At 58.4% G+C, this 17,113-nt stretch carries 13 protein-coding genes; 8 read left to right on the forward strand and 5 right to left on the reverse strand.

The window, feature by feature from the left end; genetic code table 11:
- The first annotated feature begins 233 nt into the window (after positions 1–233).
- The 5 genes from radA to DQN55_RS03605 all read left to right on the forward strand — a co-directional run bounded on the left by radA (position 234) and on the right by DQN55_RS03605 (position 5,907).
- Positions 234–1,601, forward strand: coding sequence for a DNA repair protein RadA (gene radA / locus DQN55_RS03585; protein ID WP_048378264.1), 1,368 nt, complete (start codon positions 234–236; stop codon positions 1,599–1,601).
- 270 nt (positions 1,602–1,871) lie between these two features.
- Positions 1,872–3,938 carry a carbon starvation CstA family protein gene (locus DQN55_RS03590; RefSeq protein WP_048378263.1) on the forward strand — a complete coding sequence of 689 codons (2,067 nt, stop codon included), beginning with the start codon at positions 1,872–1,874 and terminating at the stop codon, positions 3,936–3,938.
- A 15-nt stretch (positions 3,939–3,953) separates the two neighbouring features.
- Entirely contained in the window at positions 3,954–4,151 is a 198-nt protein-coding gene (locus tag DQN55_RS03595; RefSeq protein WP_048378262.1) for a YbdD/YjiX family protein, read from the forward strand.
- A gap of 140 nt (positions 4,152–4,291) precedes the next feature.
- Positions 4,292–5,260 carry a GTPase gene (gene yjiA, locus DQN55_RS03600; protein ID WP_048378261.1) on the forward strand — a complete coding sequence of 323 codons (969 nt, stop codon included), beginning with the start codon at positions 4,292–4,294 and terminating at the stop codon, positions 5,258–5,260.
- Between the two features lie 377 nt (positions 5,261–5,637).
- Positions 5,638–5,907 (forward strand): hypothetical protein, encoded by a 270-nt coding sequence (locus DQN55_RS03605; RefSeq protein WP_048378260.1) that lies wholly within the window; start codon positions 5,638–5,640, stop codon positions 5,905–5,907.
- A gap of 92 nt (positions 5,908–5,999) precedes the next feature.
- On the opposite strand, the gene glyA is transcribed toward DQN55_RS03605, so the two are convergent.
- Positions 6,000–7,253, reverse strand: coding sequence for a serine hydroxymethyltransferase (gene glyA / locus DQN55_RS03610; protein WP_019824044.1), 1,254 nt, complete (start codon positions 7,251–7,253; stop codon positions 6,000–6,002).
- Positions 7,254–7,710: 457 nt separating this feature from the next.
- Here glyA and ettA point away from each other — a divergent pair, with 457 nt between their 5' ends.
- Together ettA and gdhA are read left to right on the forward strand one after the other, a co-directional pair.
- Positions 7,711–9,378 carry an energy-dependent translational throttle protein EttA gene (ettA, locus tag DQN55_RS03615; RefSeq protein ID WP_048378259.1) on the forward strand — a complete coding sequence of 556 codons (1,668 nt, stop codon included), beginning with the start codon at positions 7,711–7,713 and terminating at the stop codon, positions 9,376–9,378.
- Between the two features lie 261 nt (positions 9,379–9,639).
- Complete coding sequence (gdhA, locus tag DQN55_RS03620) at positions 9,640–10,977, forward strand: NADP-specific glutamate dehydrogenase (protein ID WP_048378258.1); 1,338 nt, start codon at positions 9,640–9,642, stop codon at positions 10,975–10,977.
- On the opposite strand, the gene DQN55_RS03625 is transcribed toward gdhA, so the two are convergent.
- The 4 genes from DQN55_RS03625 to DQN55_RS03640 form a co-directional block, all read right to left on the reverse strand.
- A complete protein-coding gene (locus DQN55_RS03625) occupies positions 10,962–11,468 on the reverse strand; it encodes a GreA/GreB family elongation factor (protein WP_048378257.1) in 507 nt (168 codons plus the stop codon). The genes gdhA and DQN55_RS03625 overlap by 16 nt on opposite strands.
- Positions 11,469–11,526: 58 nt before the next feature.
- Positions 11,527–11,853, reverse strand: coding sequence for a chorismate mutase (locus DQN55_RS03630; RefSeq protein WP_048378256.1), 327 nt, complete (start codon positions 11,851–11,853; stop codon positions 11,527–11,529).
- 16 nt (positions 11,854–11,869) lie between these two features.
- On the reverse strand, positions 11,870–13,723 hold the full coding sequence (locus DQN55_RS03635) for an Lnb N-terminal periplasmic domain-containing protein (protein ID WP_048378255.1): 1,854 nt from the start codon (positions 13,721–13,723) through the stop codon (positions 11,870–11,872).
- Between the two features lie 77 nt (positions 13,724–13,800).
- Positions 13,801–14,289 (reverse strand): DUF3015 domain-containing protein, encoded by a 489-nt coding sequence (locus tag DQN55_RS03640; RefSeq protein WP_048378254.1) that lies wholly within the window; start codon positions 14,287–14,289, stop codon positions 13,801–13,803.
- A gap of 273 nt (positions 14,290–14,562) precedes the next feature.
- Here DQN55_RS03640 and DQN55_RS03645 point away from each other — a divergent pair, with 273 nt between their 5' ends.
- Entirely contained in the window at positions 14,563–17,001 is a 2,439-nt protein-coding gene (locus DQN55_RS03645) for a Lon protease family protein (RefSeq protein ID WP_048378253.1), read from the forward strand.
- Positions 17,002–17,113: the final 112 nt, after the last annotated feature.

Genomic DNA, 17,113 nt, shown 5'->3' on the forward strand with positions numbered 1-17,113 from the left:
ACGCATTTATTGACGGGCCAACCTTTGTCGGGCGAGTCCTTGCAGGGAGCTAATGCCTGTCAGTTAATGTCAGTCCACGTCTTCAGAAACCCTTTTCGTTTAACTGACAGGCATCAGGCCACACGGTTTGTGTTCTTTCTCTGGGTGACAACTGCACCGGCGAAATCAGCCGACAGGTGTCGCCCTGATCAAGGCCGGGTGGGCTATCATCGCGGTTTTTCCGTGGAGTTCAGATGGCCAAGCCTAAGCGCATTTTCGGCTGCACCGAGTGCGGTGCAACCTTTCCCAAGTGGGCCGGGCAGTGCGGCGAATGCGGCGTCTGGAACACGTTGGTCGAAACCATTGTAGAAAGCGGTTCAGCCGCGCCGCCCAGCGGTCGTACCGGGTGGACCGGCCAACAGGCCCAGATCAAAACCCTGGCCGAAGTCAGCATCGAAGAAATTCCGCGCTTTTCCACCGCGTCCGGTGAGTTGGACCGGGTGCTCGGTGGCGGCCTGGTCGATGGCTCTGTGGTGCTGATTGGTGGCGACCCCGGCATCGGCAAATCGACCATCCTGCTGCAAACCCTGTGTCACATGGCCACGCGCATGCCGGCGTTGTATGTCACCGGTGAGGAGTCTCAGCAGCAAGTGGCCATGCGCGCCCGGCGTCTGGGGTTGCCGCAGGACCAGCTCAAGGTGATGACCGAAACCTGTATCGAAAGCATCATCGCCACCGCCAAGCTGGAAAAGCCCAAGGTCATGGTGATCGACTCGATCCAGACCATCTTTACCGAGCAACTGCAGTCGGCGCCGGGTGGCGTTTCGCAAGTGCGCGAGAGCGCGGCCCTGTTGGTGCGCTACGCCAAGCAAAGCGGCACGGCCATTTTCCTGGTGGGCCACGTGACCAAGGAAGGCGCGCTTGCCGGGCCGCGGGTGCTGGAGCACATGGTCGACACTGTGCTGTATTTCGAGGGTGAGTCCGATGGCCGCCTGCGTTTGCTGCGGGCGGTGAAGAACCGGTTTGGCGCGGTCAATGAGTTGGGCGTGTTTGGCATGACTGATAAAGGCTTGAAAGAAGTCTCCAACCCATCGGCCATCTTTCTGACGCGCGCCCAGGAGGAAGTTCCGGGCAGTGTGGTCATGGCCACCTGGGAGGGCACGCGACCTATGCTGGTGGAAGTCCAGGCATTGGTGGATGACAGTCATATGTCCAACCCGCGTCGTGTGACCCTCGGTCTGGATCAGAACCGTCTGGCCATGTTGCTGGCGGTCCTGCATCGCCACGGCGGTATTCCGACCCACGATCAGGATGTATTCCTTAACGTCGTGGGCGGGGTCAAAGTGCTGGAAACCGCCTCCGATCTCGCGTTGATGGCGGCGGTGATGTCCAGTCTGCGTAATCGGCCGTTGCCCCATGACTTGCTGGTATTTGGAGAGGTGGGACTGTCCGGGGAGGTACGCCCGGTGCCCAGTGGACAGGAACGGCTTAAAGAAGCGGCCAAACATGGCTTCAAACGCGCCATTGTTCCCAAGGGCAACGCCCCGAAAGAGTCTCCGCCCGGGTTGAAGGTCATTGGCGTGACCCGCCTGGAACAAGCACTGGATGCGTTGTTTGAATAGCGTTTAAAGGTGCAGGAAGCCAGTATTCCTGGAATGCTGTCCGGGCTTGCAAGCCCGGACGCTGCTGCAGCAATGGCACGACTTCGAAGTACAAATCCGTCGCCGGAAATTGTCCGTAGCCCCGCGCGCGAGCTACGGCGGATGGCGGGAATAAACCTTGCACAAAACTGCAAAAGAAGGCTCTAGATCAATGTCAGGGGCTGGTCTTTAAGGCTGGGAGCGCTAAACTCCGGGGGCAATCCTTCTTGTCCAACTGGCCGGAATATAAAAATGAAAAATAATAATAGCCTGCTACGCCACATCCCGTGGCTGGTGCTGGCAATTGTAGGAGCCTTCGCCCTTGGCGTAGTAGCCTTGCGCCGAGGCGAGGCGATCAACGCCTTGTGGATCGTAGTGGCAGCAGTTGCCATCTATCTGGTCGCTTATCGTTATTACAGTTTGTTCATCGCTACCAAAGTGATGCAGCTGAACCCCCTGCGGGCGACGCCGGCCGTGGTCAATAACGACGGTCTGGACTACGTGCCGACCAACAAACACATTCTGTTCGGGCACCACTTTGCAGCCATTGCTGGCGCCGGACCTCTGGTCGGCCCCGTATTGGCGGCGCAAATGGGCTACCTGCCCGGCACACTCTGGCTGATCGCAGGCGTGGTACTGGCCGGTGCAGTGCAAGACTTCATGGTCCTGTTCATGTCCACCCGTCGCAACGGTCGCTCCCTGGGTGACATGGTTCGCGAAGAAATGGGCAAGGTGCCTGGCACCATCGCGCTGTTTGGCTGCTTCCTGATCATGATCATCATCCTCGCGGTGCTGGCGCTGATTGTGGTCAAAGCCCTGGCCGAAAGCCCATGGGGCATGTTCACGGTGATGGCGACCATCCCGATTGCGATGTTCATGGGCATCTACATGCGCTACATCCGCCCGGGCCGCATCGGTGAAATCTCGTTTGTCGGGGTATTCCTGCTGCTGGGTTCCATCTGGCTGGGGGGCCAGATTGCCGCCAGTCCAGAGTGGGCGCCCGTGTTCACATTCACCGGTACGCAAATCACCTGGATGCTGATCGGCTACGGTTTTGTCGCGGCGGTCTTGCCGGTGTGGCTGGTACTGGCACCGCGTGACTACCTGTCGACCTTCCTCAAAATCGGCACCATCGTGGCCTTGGCGATCGGCATTCTGGTCACCATGCCCGAACTGAAAATGCCAGCGGTCACGCAGTTCATCGACGGCAACGGCCCGGTCTGGAAAGGCGGTCTGTTCCCGTTCCTGTTCATCACCATTGCCTGCGGTGCGGTATCGGGTTTCCACGCACTGATCTCCTCGGGCACCACGCCCAAGCTGCTGGATAACGAAACCAACGCGCGCTACATCGGTTACGGCGGCATGTTGATGGAGTCCTTCGTGGCCATCATGGCGATGGTTGCCGCATCGGTGATCGAGCCGGGCGTGTACTTCGCCATGAACAGCCCGGCAGCCATTGTCGGGTCCGATGTTGTCGGTGTAGCGCAGACGATCAGCAGCTGGGGCTTTGCCATTACCCCGGATGCCCTGACGGCTCTGGCCAAAGACATCGGTGAAACAACCGTTCTTGCACGTGCCGGCGGCGCGCCAACCCTGGCAGTGGGCATCGCACAGATCCTGCATAACGTGTTGCCGGGCGAAAACACCATGGCGTTCTGGTATCACTTCGCCATTTTGTTCGAAGCCCTGTTCATCCTGACTGCAGTCGATGCCGGTACGCGTGCCGGTCGTTTCATGCTGCAAGACCTGCTGGGCAGCTTTGTACCTGCCCTCAAACGCACCGAGTCCTGGGGCGCCAACCTGTTGGCAACTGGCCTGTGTGTGGCGATGTGGGGCTACTTGCTGTACCAGGGCGTGATCGACCCTCTGGGCGGGATCAACACCTTGTGGCCGCTGTTCGGTATCTCTAACCAGATGCTGGCGGGTATCGCGCTGATGCTGGCGACCGTTGTGCTGATCAAAATGAAGCGCCAGCGCTACATTTGGGTGACCATGCTGCCGGCGGTCTGGCTGCTGATCTGTACCACAGCGGCTGGCTTCATCAAGTTGTTCGATGCCAACCCGGCCATCGGCTTCCTGTCCCTGGCCAACAAGTACAGCACCGCGCTGGACGCGGGCCAAGTACTGGCACCGGCGAAAAACATCGATCAGATGCAGCACGTGATCATCAACGCGTACACCAACGCTGGCTTGACGGCACTGTTCCTGTTTGTGGTGTTCAGCATCCTGTTCTATGCGATCAAAGTCGGCATTGCCGCCTGGGGCAGCAAAGAGCGTACGGATAAAGAAGCGCCATTCCAGGCCATGCCGGATGCATAACAGAGGATTGCTAGTATGTTCAATGACCTGAGTCGCCTCGGTAAATACCTCGGTCAGGCCGCGCGCCTGATGGTCGGCATGCCCGACTACGACACCTACGTCGAGCATATGCAAACCAAGCACCCGGACAAGCCGGTCATGAGCTACGAGGTGTTCTTCCGTGAGCGCCAAGAAGCCCGTTATGGCGGTAAAGCCGGCCCCAAGTGCTGTTAAACCGTTAGGTCTCCTGTAGGAGCGAGCGTGCTTGCGATAGCGTCCAGTCAGTCAACCGAGAGGTTGAATGCTTCGACGGCTTCGCGGGCACGCTCGCTCCTACAGTTGTTTTTGTGCTCCCCTCTTTAAGGAGACTTCGCATGTCCTCTCCAATTCCCGTCACCATCCTCAGCGGCTTTCTGGGGGCTGGCAAAACCACCTTGCTGCGCTACCTGCTAAAGGCCGAGCACGGCTTGAAAATCGCGGTGATCGAAAACGAGTTCAGCGATGCCGGGATCGACACCCAACTGCTGGGTGACGAGCCAGTGCAAGTCATGACCCTGGCCAATGGCTGTGTGTGCTGCACCATTCACACCGACCTGACCAAAGCCCTCTACCTGCTGCTCGAGCGTCTGGACAGCGGCGAAATTGCGTTCGACCGCCTGGTGATCGAATGCACCGGTCTGGCTGATCCGGCGCCCGTGGCGCAAACTTTTTTTATCGACGAAGAACTGCGAGAGCGTTACCTGCTGGACGGCATTATCACCCTGGTGGATGCCGCCCATGCCGATATACACCTGAGCCAAACCATCGCCCAGGCGCAAGTCGGCTTCGCTGACCGGTTGCTGGTGAGCAAGCGTGACCTGGTGGACGACTCCACGTTCGACGCGCTGTGTGAACGCCTGACCCGCATTAACCGTCGAGCGCCGATTCGGGTGGTCGAGCACGGCAAGATCGACCTGGCTGAACTGCTGGATGTACGCGGATTTAACCTGAACGCGGATTTGGGCGGTGGCCTGAGCTTGCGCCCGGTGCCGCGGGCATCGTCGATTGACCGTATTTCCAGCCTGGTACTGCGCACCGACCAAGCGCTGGACATCGACCGCCTCAGTGAATTCATGAACGAGCTGCTGGAAGAGCACGGCAAGCAACTGCTGCGTTACAAAGGCGTGCTCAACATTGCCGGTGAAGACCGGCGGCTGGTGTTTCAGGGTGTGCTCAAACTATACGGCTTTGATTGGGACACCGAATGGGTTGAGGGGGAGACCCGTGAAAGCGTGATGGTCTTTATTGCTGACGACCTGCCTGAAGCCAGGATTCGGGAGGGTTTTGCCCGGCTTGAGTCTTGAGTAACGCCTGGCCCTCACCCCAGCCCTCTCCCGGAGGGAGCGGTTTTTTTGAGTCGCTGAGACCCCACGGATTTTCAGGATACTTCGCACAGCTTTGCCAATTGCTGCACGATCATGACGGCGCCTATAGTCAGCGCTCGCCCAAAAGGGCGGCCGGGTTTGGCGACCTGGAGTTACCCAAGAGTACTGCCCAATTGCTAAATATGGCTGAGCGTGTATTTTGCTCGCTGTGCTTTATGGCAGTTGTACGTGGGAGATCTTCGGATCTGCCGGGGATTCTTGGGTACACCGGTTCGCCAACCCGCGTACAGCGGCCACCTGTTTTCGTTTGGCGACGAAAACAGATGGTTCAAACTCTATACCCAAGAGATTTACTTATGACTAATTCACCATTCATACCGCTCACCGCAATCGACTGCACCATCCCCGCCTTACTGATCGACCGCAACGCTCCCCTCGACGTATTGCACGCCAACGCCACTGCCCGTGTACTGGCCGTGACCCAACTCATGGAAACCTTTTCCAGTCGTGACGTTCAAGAGGCGGACGCTGTTGACCTTAAACACCTGTCCACCACCGCCATGCTCTTGCTGCGCGACGGCTGCGACTTGCTGAACGTGTTGGGCTGGCGTTTGCAGCCCAGGTAAGGCTGCGATTGTTATGCCTCGTCAGCGGCTACAAAAGTTGCCCACAAAAAAGCCCGGCTCAAGAGCCGGGCTTTTTATTCAGCTATTTACACTCAGTTGCCGTAAACAGGCAGCTTGGCGCAGATGGCTTTGACTTTCTCGCGAACGGCGTCGATAACGGCTTCGTTGTTGATGTCAGCCAGGATGTCGCAGATCCAGGTGGCCAGTTCACGGCACTCTTCGACTTTGAAGCCGCGAGTGGTGACAGCCGGGGTGCCGAAACGCAGGCCGGAGGTCACGAACGGGGAACGTGGATCGTTCGGTACGGAGTTTTTGTTCACGGTGATGAACGCTTTGCCCAGTGCGGCGTCAGCATCTTTACCCGAGATGTCCTGCTTGATCAGCGACAGCAGGAACAGGTGGTTTTCAGTACCGCCCGAAACCACGTCAAAACCACGCTCGATGAACACCGAGGCCATGGCCTGGGCGTTCTTCACCACTTGTTGCTGGTAAGCCTTGAACTCAGGTTGCAGGGCTTCTTTGAAGCACACGGCCTTGGCGGCGATGACGTGCTCCAGCGGGCCGCCTTGCGAACCCGGGAAAACAGCCGAATTCAGCTTTTTCTCGATGTCGGCGTTGGCTTTGGCCAGGATCAGGCCGCCACGTGGGCCGCGCAGGGTTTTGTGGGTGGTGGTGGTGACCACGTCAGCAAATGGAACCGGGTTCGGGTAAACGCCTGCAGCGACCAGACCGGCTACGTGAGCCATGTCGACGAACAGGTAGGCGCCTACCTTGTCAGCGATTGCGCGGAAACGCGGGAAGTCGAGGATCTGCGAGTAGGCCGAGAAACCGGCAACGATCATTTTTGGTTTGTGCTCAACCGCCAGGCGCTCGACTTCGTCGTAGTCGATCAGGCCGTTGGCGTCGATGCCGTACTGGATGGCGTTGTACAGCTTACCCGAGGACGAAACGCTGGCGCCGTGGGTCAAGTGACCGCCGTGGGCCAGGCTCATGCCCAGGATGGTGTCGCCAGCCGACAGCAGGGCCAGGTAGACAGCGCTGTTGGCCTGGGAACCGGCGTGAGGCTGAACGTTGGCGTAATCGGCGCCGAACAGCTCTTTTGCACGGTCGATGGCCAGTTGCTCAACCACGTCGACGTATTCGCAGCCGCCGTAGTAACGCTTGCCTGGATAACCTTCGGCGTACTTGTTGGTCAGTACCGAGCCTTGAGCTTCCATGACCGCTGGGCTGGTGTAGTTTTCCGAAGCGATCAGCTCAATGTGTTCTTCCTGGCGCTGAGCTTCTTGCTCCATGGCGGCAAAAAGGTCGGCGTCGAACTTGGCAAGTGTCAAATCACGGCTGAACATGGCGGTCCTCAAGGATCGGGGGGGCAGAAAAGGAGGGCATTCTAACTCAATGGGTTTTATCTGGCATATGAAAGCGATTCACGGCACAGATGATTCAAATTGAAAGGCGGCTCAAACGTGTTCGGGCAGCCCGATGCTTTGGCCAAGGGGCGCTTGCGAGAGGGCGTCGGGTGAGATCGGGCGGGCGGTGATCCTGCCGGTCGACGCTTGGTCTGCGCTGGTTTGCCCTGTTCACCGCATTAAGGTAGCTTTGCCGGTTACGCGGGGCAGTGGGGGCATTCTCAATGAGTTTCCACGCCCAAGCGGGGGGAACTCATTGAGAACACCCTCCGGAGCTCCTACACTCAGGCTTTTTCTGCGAGCAGGGATTGATCACCATCAATCGCTGACTTACTGCTATGGCCTGACCCGGGCAGCGCTCGCGCCTTATTCACCAGTCACTGACGCTAGGTTCTCCATGGCTCAATACGTATTCACCATGCATCGGCTGAGCAAAGTTGTTCCGCCGAAGCGGGAAATCCTGAAAAACATCTCCCTGTCATTTTTCCCGGGCGCCAAAATCGGCGTCCTCGGCCTGAACGGCTCGGGTAAATCAACCCTGTTGAAGATCATGGCTGGCGTCGACACCGAGTTCGACGGCGAAGCCCGCCCGATGCCGGACTTGAACATCGGTTACTTGCCGCAAGAGCCGCAACTGGATCCAAGCAAAACCGTACGCGAAGTGGTGGAAGAAGCCGTTAGCGTGATCAAGGACGCTCAAGCGCGTCTGGACCAGGTTTACGCCGAATACGCCGACCCGGATGCCGACTTCGACAAGCTGGCGGCAGAACAGGCCAAGCTGGAATCGATCCTGCAGGCAAGCGACGGGCACAACCTGGAGCGCCAGCTCGAAGTCGCGGCCGATGCGCTGCGTCTGCCGGCCTGGGACGCCAAGGTTGAACATCTGTCGGGTGGTGAGAAGCGTCGTGTGGCCTTGTGCCGCCTGCTGCTGTCGGCCCCGGACATGCTGCTGCTCGACGAACCGACCAACCACCTGGACGCCGATTCCGTCGCCTGGCTGGAGCACTTCCTGCACGACTTCCCGGGTACCGTGGTTGCGATTACGCACGACCGTTACTTCCTGGATAACGTCGCGGGCTGGATTCTGGAACTCGACCGCGGTGCGGGTATCCCTTACGAGGGCAACTACTCGGGTTGGCTGGAAGCCAAGTCCGATCGTCTGGCCGCCGAGTCCAAGCAGCAGTCGGCCCATGAAAAGGCCATGAAAGACGAGCTGGAATGGGTTCGCAAGGGTGCCAAGGCGCGTCAGTCCAAATCCAAGGCCCGTCTGCAACGCTTCGAAGAACTGCAATCGCAGGAATTCCAGAAGCGCAGCGAAACCAACGAAATCTACATCCCGGCCGGTCCGCGCCTGGGTGACAAGGTTATCGAGTTCAAGAACGTGTCCAAGGGTTATGGCGATCGCGTGTTGATCGATAACCTGTCGTTCGCCATGCCTAAAGGCGCGATCGTGGGCGTGATCGGTGGTAACGGTGCCGGTAAATCCACTCTGTTCCGCATGCTGATGGGTAAGGAACAACCGGATTCGGGCAGCATCGAAATCGGTGAAACCGTGCAACTGGCATGCGTGGACCAGAGCCGTGACGACCTGGATGGCAGCAAGACTGTATTCCAGGCGATTTCTGATGGTTCCGATGTGATTCGCATCGGCAACTATGAAATCCCGTCGCGTACCTACGTGGGCCGCTTCAACTTCAAAGGTGGCGACCAGCAGAAGTTCGTCAAGGACCTGTCCGGTGGTGAGCGGGGTCGTCTGCACCTGGCCCTGACCTTGAAAGAGGGCGCCAACGTGCTGCTGCTCGACGAACCGTCCAACGACCTTGACGTTGAGACCTTGCGTTCGCTCGAAGAGGCACTGCTGGACTTCCCTGGCGCTGCCATTGTGATCTCTCACGATCGGTGGTTCCTGGACCGTGTCGCGACTCACATCCTGGCGTACGAAGACGACTCGCAAGCGGTCTTCTTTGAAGGCAACTACACCGAGTACGAAGCTGACCGTAAAAAACGCCTCGGCGAAGCGGCCAACCAGCCGCACCGCGTGCGTCATAAAAAACTGGCCCAGTAAGGCCGGTAAGCAGCAAAAAAACGGAGCCTTCGGGCTCCGTTTTTTGTTGGGCGCAGGTTGTTGGCTGCTCTATCGGTGGTGCAAAACTGGGTACAGAAATCACTTTTATGGTGCGCAAAACACCGTTAAATCGACTTAATTTATATATAAGCACCATTTAAATTCATAACTGCGACATTTTGCGCTGTCGCGGTGCGGCATGAATTGATAGAGTTCTGGCCAATCTCCGTTTAACGACAACAAATTTGCCGAGACTTCCCCATGATCGAATCCGTCGACCAGTTCCTATCCCGCCTGAAAAAACGCGACCCGGACCAGCCTGAATTCCACCAGGCCGTGGAAGAAGTACTGCGTAGTCTTTGGCCCTTTCTTGAGGCTAATCCGCATTATCTGAACTCAGGGGTTCTTGAGCGTATTTGCGAACCTGAGCGTGCGATTGTGTTCCGCGTATCGTGGGTCGATGACGAAGGAAAGGTACGGGTCAACCGCGGATTCCGTATCCAGATGAACAGCGCCATCGGTCCTTACAAGGGCGGTCTGCGCTTCCATCCGTCAGTGAACCTGGGGGTACTGAAATTCCTGGCCTTTGAACAAACCTTCAAAAATTCCCTGACCTCGTTGCCGATGGGTGGCGGTAAAGGTGGCTCGGATTTCAATCCCAAGGGCAAGAGCGACGCAGAGGTCATGCGCTTCTGTCAGGCATTCATGAGTGAGCTGTATCGTCATATCGGTTCTGATGTCGATGTGCCTGCAGGCGATATCGGTGTTGGCGCACGGGAAATCGGCTTCATGTTTGGCCAATACAAGCGCCTGAGCAACCAGTTCACTTCAGTGTTCACCGGTAAGGGCATGAGCTACGGCGGCAGCCTGATTCGCCCGGAAGCCACCGGGTTTGGTTGCGTGTACTTCGCCCAGGAAATGCTCAAACGCAGCGGTCAGCGCATTGATGGCAAACGCGTAGCTATTTCGGGCTCGGGTAATGTGGCGCAATACGCTGCTCGTAAGGTCATGGACCTGGGCGCCAAGGTAATTTCGCTGTCGGACTCCGAAGGCACGTTGTATTGCGAAGCGGGGTTGAACGAAGAGCAATGGCTGGCGCTGATGGACCTGAAAAACGTCAAGCGTGGGCGTATCAGCCAGCTGGCCGAACAGTTTGGCCTGGAATTTCTGGCCGGTCAGCACCCATGGAATCTGGCATGTGACATCGCCCTGCCGTGCGCCACTCAGAACGAGCTGGATGCCGATGCCGCGCGGACGCTGCTGAGCAATGGCTGCGTGTGCGTGGCGGAAGGTGCAAACATGCCGACCACCCTTGAGGCAGTCGATCTGTTTATCGAAGCTGGCATTCTGTTTGCCCCGGGCAAGGCGTCCAACGCCGGTGGCGTTGCGGTGAGCGGTCTGGAAATGTCGCAAAACGCCATGCGTCTGTTGTGGACCGCGGGTGAAGTGGACAGCAAGTTGCACAACATCATGCAGTCGATTCACCACGCGTGCGTGCATTACGGTGAAGAAAACGGCCGGATCAACTACGTTAAAGGCGCCAATATTGCGGGCTTCGTCAAAGTGGCTGACGCGATGCTGGCTCAGGGTGTGGTGTAAGCCGGCTCAATCCTGATGATTTCGACCTGCAGATCCCCGGCAGGTCGAACCCACAGCACTTCGTCGCCCAGTTGCGCACCCAGCAGTGCGCGACCCAAGGGCGAGCCCCAGTTGATCAGCCCACGGGCCGCATCGGCCTGGTCCTCCCCGACCAACTGCACCCGCTGTTCATGGCCCTGGTCGTCGGCATAGGTGACCCAGCTCCCAATCTGTACGGTCTGCGTCGATGACGCAGGGGCGATCTCATGGGCGCTTTTCAGGCGTTGATTGAAATAACGCAAGTCGCGTTCGAGGTCGGCTAAGCGCTGTTTGTCGGCGGCATCATTGCGGGCGGACTCTTCGCTGTGCAGACGCTGCAGTTCGTGCACCCGGGCTTGCAGCTGCGCCAGTCCACTGGCGGTGACGTAATTGGGCTGGTCACTGACCTGTCGCTCAATGGGGGCATTGGCCTGGTCAGCGGCATTGTCTTCGTTCACAAACGCGCGGCTCATGGCAGCAACTCCGTATGATCCATAGAATTGAGAGCCTGCTCAGGGCGCGGCGTTCAGATTATTTGGCGCGATAGGTTCGGCCGGCTTGATCGGCTGCCTGCAGCGCGGAGTGCTCGGTCAGTTCCTGCTGGATGAAAGCCGCGATCATGGCGCGGTAGACGCTTTCGGTGATGCCCGCATTGGCCCCCAGTTCTTGTGCCAATGACCTCACCTTGGCAATGACCTGCTCAACCCGCTGCGGGGCTTTCACGGCTTCGCTGTCTTTTTTGAAGCTTGCGGCTTGCGAGACGTAAGCGCCACGCTCGGCGATCAGGCTGACGATTTTGCGATCAAGCCCGTCGATGTGCTCACGGACTTGCTCAAGGGATGTGCAGTTAACGGCCATGTTCTGACAACTCCATTTAATAGTGATACCACTTCAGTTCCAGCATCACCTCGTTGACCGGGGATGCAAAGTGGCTGAATGCCCGTTCTGCGCTCACTCGCAGACCCAGGTTTCGCGAGATTTCCCACTGCTGATTCAAACTGATACTGCGCCGGATTTCACCGTTGGCGAAGTAGTCGCCCTTGGCTTCCAGGCTCAAGTTACCCACAGGGTTGCGCCACAGCAGGCCGGTGTTGAAGCCGGCAGCCGGGGACACAAAGGCGGCGAAGTCATTGTTGTGCTCCACGCGCAGGGTTCCCAAGGCAAAGCCCAGCAGGTTTTCGCCCAGTTGCCAGGTTCCGCCTGCGCCGCCGTTGACGTGGGTGACGAGTGTTTCATCGCCGTGCTTGCCCAGTACGCGCTCAAGCCCGCCTCCCACTTGCCATGACCAGGGTTTGAGCAAGTCGTTGCGCGGGGTCAACGAGCGGATATTGGCCAGATCAAGCTGCTGAACTTGCCAATGATTACCTTCGTACTGGCGCAGTTTGAGCTGCAGGATTTCAATTTGTGCGCCCAGCGGGAAGCCCGGGCTGTTGTCGTTCAGGTCGTGGTAGGCCATGCGCAGGCCGTACTCGGCAAACGCCGTATCGTCACGGCTGCCGGCGCCCAGTTGCCAGGTGCGGGACTCGTGGCCGTTTTCCGGGAGTTCGGGCTGTTCGACCTGTAGTTCGGGCGCAGGGTTCTGGTTGATCGCTCGCAGCAGTTCAAAGCTGCGCTGTGAGCGTGACGTATCGCGCTCAAGGCCATTGGCCCGATAGCGCTCAAGACGGTAAGCCGCATCGATGATCAGCGCCTGACGGTCTTTGGGCAGCGCCTTGAACGTCGGGCTTTGCAGTTGCGTTTGATCCGCGCTGACCTGCAAGACCCATTGCTGCTCTTCAGGGTCCAGTGCTTTGGCACGATCCAGCAGCTCGCGTTCGCGCGAAGGCCGGTACTCGATGCTTTCGACAAGGCCGGCTTCCTTGACCGCTTTGACAGTGTCTGTAGGAATGGCGGTCAACGGGAACTGGCTGGTCAGTTGCAAGCCGGGGCGTGCTACTTGCAGCAATTCGAGCAGGCGATACGAACAGTTTTCGTCGAAGAAAAAATAGTCGAACTTGATCTGCTTCAACTCCCACACATGCTCGACCATGCGCCGGGTTTCTTCGGGGGTCAGGTTCAGCCTGTATTCCCAGAGGTCGCGGTTTTCGAGGCTGCGGTACTCCGAGAGTTTTTCCTGATAGGGCACCAGGGCGAACAGGCCTGGATACCCGCCTGCCAAGCCCTTCCAGGCGTACAGGATGCTGTTGTCGGAACCTTCGATGTAGGCCCCGAAGTTGATTGCGTAGCTGAGCAGGGCGGTCTTGTTGCTTTGTACGTCGGCCTGATCGATGCGCAATAACGTATGACCGAACATGGACGAGGGGCTATTGAGATAGGCCGCCGGGAAAATCATCACCGTACTGTGGGGGGCCACATCCTTGAACCATTGGTTGAACTCTGTGCATTCGGCCTTGGGCAGGCCGGTCAGGTTCAGCTGATCCTTGAGCCAGCGGGTGCGAGCCGGGTAGACGCATTGCGGGTGTTTGTCCCCAAGGCTCAGTGGTGCATACAACGCGTCGACCGTGGCACGCAGTTCGGCGTCCGGGTGATGAGCGCCGTCGGGGGCAAGAAAGAATTTGTCATCGCTGACATAGCTGCGCCAGCCGCCGAGCTTGCCGGCCTCGTAATGCCCGAGAGATATCCAGAAAGGATCATTGGCCAACTGCTGCAACCGTTGATTGTCGATATGAGGTGCGGCATACAGCGGGGTACAGGCACAGAGCGCCAGATAGGCAAGGCGTTTGAGCATGGTGGGCAACTGTTGTCAGACAATGGAGATGATGAAGCTCGAGAATACCCGCTCCCGAAGGAGCGGGCAGGTCTCATTTACGCAGCGGTGGCGTACTTGGCCAGGCGAGCATCGCCTTTGAGGATAGCCAGTGTGTTGGTATGCACATCTTCAGCCGTTACATCGGCCTTGCTGAAGATTTGCTGGAAGTGCTCATGGGTTACCGCGGCGAAATGAGCACGGTCTTCAGGGGCGACACCCAGGACAACGGCGTAGGTGGTCAGTGCTTCGCCATTGCCTTTGGCCATGTCTTCGGACAGTTCGTTGATCATGCCATTCATGGCAATCCACGATTTTCCGCCGTAGGTCAGTGCGTCCTTGGTGGTGCAACCGTTGGTGCCTGAAGTCATACCGAAGGTAGCGTTGCCGGACGTGCCGTTGGTGGTTGAAGCCAGGAAGTGGGCAGGGGTTCCGCGCTGGCCGTCAAACAGCATGTTGCCCCAACCGCAGTTCGGGCCACCTGGTGCTTGCGCCATGGCATTGAGGGAAACAACAGTAAAGAGAGTACCGAGAAGAATCCGTTTCATAAGCTGTGTTCTCTATGTGTATGCAACCAATGGACAAGGGTGTCTGGCCTTACCGAGCCAGTACGGGCCAGTTATCACTTCCAGCCGCGTAACAAGTTGGAGTCTAGGCACGATCGGCGGGTTCCGTGTTTTTTTGTAAAACATTCATCAAGCGAGGGCCTTTTTGGCCCGTAAATGCGGGGCTCTGGCTTTTCACGCGTTGTGCGCCTTGCCAGTGGTACACGGCCAGCGCCAGAATGCTGCCATCTGCCCCGCCCGATGTAAGGAAGCCCGATGCCTGATTCTGTTGCTGCCAGCTTGCGTCTAGCGCCTGACGCGCTAACCCGTCCGTTCTCCGCTGAACAGTTCAGCTTCTCTACCACCAATGATTTGGAACCCTTTCGCGGCATTCTCGGCCAGGAACGTGCGGTCGAAGCCTTGCAGTTCGGCGTGGCCATGCCGCGTCCGGGTTACAACGTATTTGTCATGGGCGAGCCGGGTACGGGTCGCTTCTCGTTCGTCAAACGCTACCTCAAGGCTGAAGGCAAGCGCCTGACGTCGCCGAGCGACTGGGTCTATGTCAATAATTTCGATGAGCCACGCGAGCCGCGCGCCCTGGAGCTGCCCGCCAGTTCAGCGGGTGCTTTTATCGGTGATATCAATGGCCTGATCGATAATCTGCTGGCGACCTTTCCCGCCGTGTTTGAACACCCGACGTATCAGCAGCGTAAAAGCGCTATCGATCGGGGCTTCAATCAACGTTACGACCGCGCCCTGGATGTGATCGAGCGTCTGGCCCTGGAAAAAGGCGTTGCGCTTTACCGCGACAGCAGCAACGTTGCCTTCACCCCGATGAGTGATGGCAAGGCGCTGGATGAAGCCGAGTTCTCGCAACTGCCCGACGAAGAGCGTGAGCGCTTCCATGAGGATATTTCAGCGCTTGAAGAGCGCCTGAACGAAGAGCTGGCCAGCTTGCCGCAGTGGAAGCGCGAGTCAAACAATCAGCTGCGCCAGTTGAACGAAGAAACCATCACGCTGGCTTTGCAACCGTTGCTGGCGCCGTTGTCTAAAAAGTACGCCGAAAATGCTGCGGTGTGCGGTTACTTGCAGGCGATGCAGGTCTACTTGCTGAAAACCGTGGTCGAGCAACTGGTCGAAGACAGCAAGACCGATGCCCAGGCGCGCAAGTTGCTCGAAGAACAATACTTGCCAAGTCTGGTGGTCGGCCAGCCCATGAGCGGGGGCGCGCCGGTCGTTTTCGAACCGCATCCGACCTACGACAACCTGTTTGGCCGTATTGAGTACAGCACTGATCAGGGCGCGCTCTACACCACGTATCGGCAGCTGCGTCCCGGCGCCTTGCACCGAGCCAATGGCGGCTTTTTGATTCTTGAAGCCGAAAAGATGCTGAGCGAGCCTTTCGTATGGGACGCCCTTAAGCGCGCTCTGCAATCACGCAAACTGAAAATGGAGTCGCCGCTCGGTGAAATGGGCCGACTGGCCACCGTGACGCTGAGCCCGGAAATGATCCCGCTGCAGGTGAAGGTGGTCATCATCGGTGCGCGCCAGTTGTATTACACGCTGCAAGACCTGGATCCCGATTTCCAGGAGATGTTCCGGGTGTTGGTGGACTTCGATGAAGACATCCCGATGGTTGATGAAAGCCTCGAGCAGTTCGCTCAGTTGCTGACCACACGCACCTGTGAAGAGGGCATGGCACCGTTGACCGCTGACGCCGTTGCGCGCCTGGCGACCTACAGTGCACGCTTGGCCGAGCATCAGGGGCGTTTGTCGGCGCGTATCGGCGACTTGTTCCAACTGGTCAGTGAGGCGGACTTCATTCGCCATCTGGCCAACGATGAGATGACCGACGCCGGGCACATCGAACGTGCCCTCAAGGCCAAGGCTACGCGCACCGGCCGCGTGTCGGCGCGGATTCTCGACGACATGCTGGCCGGCATCATCCTGATTGATACCGACGGTGCAGCGGTGGGCAAATGCAACGGTCTGACCGTGCTGGAAGTCGGCGATTCGGCGTTCGGTGTACCGGCGCGGATCTCGGCCACGGTGTACCCGGGCGGCAGCGGTATTGTCGACATTGAACGAGAGGTCAACCTCGGGCAGCCGATTCACTCCAAGGGCGTGATGATCCTGACCGGGTACCTGGGCAGCCGTTACGCCCAGGAGTTTCCGTTGGCGATCTCGGCCAGCATCGCGCTGGAGCAGTCGTACGGTTACGTCGATGGCGACAGTGCATCGCTGGGCGAGGCCTGTACGCTGATTTCGGCGCTGTCGAAAACCCCGCTCAAGCAATGCTTTGCAATCACCGGCTCGATCAACCAGTTTGGCGAAGTTCAGGCCGTAGGCGGGGTCAACGAAAAAATCGAAGGCTTCTTCCGACTATGCGAAGCGCGAGGTCTTACAGGCGAGCAGGGGGCAATCATCCCGCAAGCCAACGTGGCGACCTTGATGCTTGACGAAAAAGTGCTGCAGGCGGTGCGGGCGGGCAAGTTTCATGTGTACGCGGTGCGCCAGGCAGACGAAGCCTTGAGCCTGCTGGTCGGTGAACCTGCCGGTGAACCGGATGCAGAAGGCCAGTTCCCTGAGGGCAGCGTCAATGCCCGGGTGGTGGAACGACTGCGAGTGATTGCCGAAATGATCAGCGACGACGACCTCAAGGAAGCAGAGAAAGAGCTGGCTGCCGAGGCTCTGGCCGAGGCAAAACCAGCGTAACGCTAACGTGACCGGTTGTAGCAGTGGTCGAGCTGAGCGACGTAGCCTCGTTCTACTCGTCAACTGCTACAGGTTCGAGGGCATCCTGTAGCAGCTGTCGTAAAACATGGCG

The sequence above is a fragment of the Pseudomonas taetrolens genome, assembly GCF_900475285.1.
Taxonomy (GTDB): Bacteria; Pseudomonadota; Gammaproteobacteria; order Pseudomonadales; family Pseudomonadaceae; genus Aquipseudomonas; species Aquipseudomonas taetrolens.

Excerpts from the sequence above, each read along its gene's own strand:
- DQN55_RS03635 (WP_048378255.1), bottom strand. The coding sequence starts at position 13,723 with ATGCTCAAACGCCTTGCCTATCTGGCGCTCTGTGCCTGTACCCCGCTG.
- DQN55_RS03630 (WP_048378256.1), bottom strand. The coding sequence starts at position 11,853 with ATGGCCGTTAACTGCACATCCCTTGAGCAAGTCCGTGAGCACATCGAC.
- DQN55_RS03605 (WP_048378260.1), top strand. The coding sequence starts at position 5,638 with ATGACTAATTCACCATTCATACCGCTCACCGCAATCGACTGCACCATC.
- glyA (WP_019824044.1), bottom strand. The coding sequence starts at position 7,253 with ATGTTCAGCCGTGATTTGACACTTGCCAAGTTCGACGCCGACCTTTTT.
- radA (WP_048378264.1), top strand. The coding sequence starts at position 234 with ATGGCCAAGCCTAAGCGCATTTTCGGCTGCACCGAGTGCGGTGCAACC.
- gdhA (WP_048378258.1), top strand. The coding sequence starts at position 9,640 with ATGATCGAATCCGTCGACCAGTTCCTATCCCGCCTGAAAAAACGCGAC.
- ettA (WP_048378259.1), top strand. The coding sequence starts at position 7,711 with ATGGCTCAATACGTATTCACCATGCATCGGCTGAGCAAAGTTGTTCCG.
- DQN55_RS03595 (WP_048378262.1), top strand. The coding sequence starts at position 3,954 with ATGTTCAATGACCTGAGTCGCCTCGGTAAATACCTCGGTCAGGCCGCG.
- DQN55_RS03640 (WP_048378254.1), bottom strand. The coding sequence starts at position 14,289 with ATGAAACGGATTCTTCTCGGTACTCTCTTTACTGTTGTTTCCCTCAAT.
- DQN55_RS03590 (WP_048378263.1), top strand. The coding sequence starts at position 1,872 with ATGAAAAATAATAATAGCCTGCTACGCCACATCCCGTGGCTGGTGCTG.
- DQN55_RS03625 (WP_048378257.1), bottom strand. The coding sequence starts at position 11,468 with ATGAGCCGCGCGTTTGTGAACGAAGACAATGCCGCTGACCAGGCCAAT.
- yjiA (WP_048378261.1), top strand. The coding sequence starts at position 4,292 with ATGTCCTCTCCAATTCCCGTCACCATCCTCAGCGGCTTTCTGGGGGCT.
- DQN55_RS03645 (WP_048378253.1), top strand. The coding sequence starts at position 14,563 with ATGCCTGATTCTGTTGCTGCCAGCTTGCGTCTAGCGCCTGACGCGCTA.